The sequence below is a fragment of the Oleiphilus sp. HI0079 genome, assembly GCF_001635105.1.
Genome location: NZ_LWFT01001148.1, coordinates 1 through 748 on the forward strand (window position 1 = coordinate 1; position 748 = coordinate 748).

The following is a 748-nucleotide window of genomic DNA, read 5'->3' on the forward strand; positions in this document are numbered from 1 at the left end:
CTCTTAAGGTCGGCTATGCTGACACCTCAAATTTTTCACGCGTGTTTCGTCGTTGGTTTAATCAGACACCATCGGAATTTCGAAGCACGCACGAGTGATTTTGCGTCCCTCTGGGAACTTTTTAATTGCGTTGTGTTCAAAGTTAGATCGCTAGTAAGCCTAAAATAATTTTCAATGGAGTTGTTTGAATGTTGGATGTAAAACCGAGATTAATGGATTCAGAGTTTCCAAGCATCCAGAGGAAAGAGATATCAACACTTCAGGTTAATCTCGGTTATCTTTGCAATTTAAGCTGCACACATTGTCATGTGAATGCAGGACCTACCCGCAAAGAGTTAATGTCCAAGGAGACCATTGATGAGCTACTTGCACTAATCGATGCTCATGGTATCAAGACACTGGATTTAACGGGTGGGGCACCGGAGCTAAATCCACATTTTCGTTATTTCGTCGAAGAGGCGCGCGTACGGAAAGTGCATGTAATGGACCGGTGCAACCTCACCGTCTTGTTGGAGCCAGGGCAAGAGGGCTTGGCCGAGTTTCTTGCTGAAAACCAGGTTGAGGTTGTGGCCTCGTTACCTTGCTACACGGAAGACAATGTCGATAAACAAAGAGGCAAAGGCACCTTTAATGGCAGCATTAAGGCCTTAGCCCTGCTCAATAAACTCGGTTATGGCCGTGGCGATCCGAATCTTAAGTTAAGTTTAGTTTATAACCCGGTCGGCCCTTTTCTGCCACCGCCACAATC

2 protein-coding genes are annotated in these 748 nt (G+C 45.7%); both read left to right on the forward strand.

Annotation, left to right across the window (positions count from 1 at the left end):
* The coding region (locus tag A3750_RS27375; RefSeq protein ID WP_156498785.1) for a helix-turn-helix domain-containing protein at window positions 1–98 on the forward strand (98 nt) is incomplete at its 5' end.
* A gap of 90 nt (window positions 99–188) precedes the next feature.
* Window positions 189–748: radical SAM protein (locus tag A3750_RS20285; RefSeq protein ID WP_156498786.1), on the forward strand; the 560-nt coding region annotated here is incomplete at its 3' end.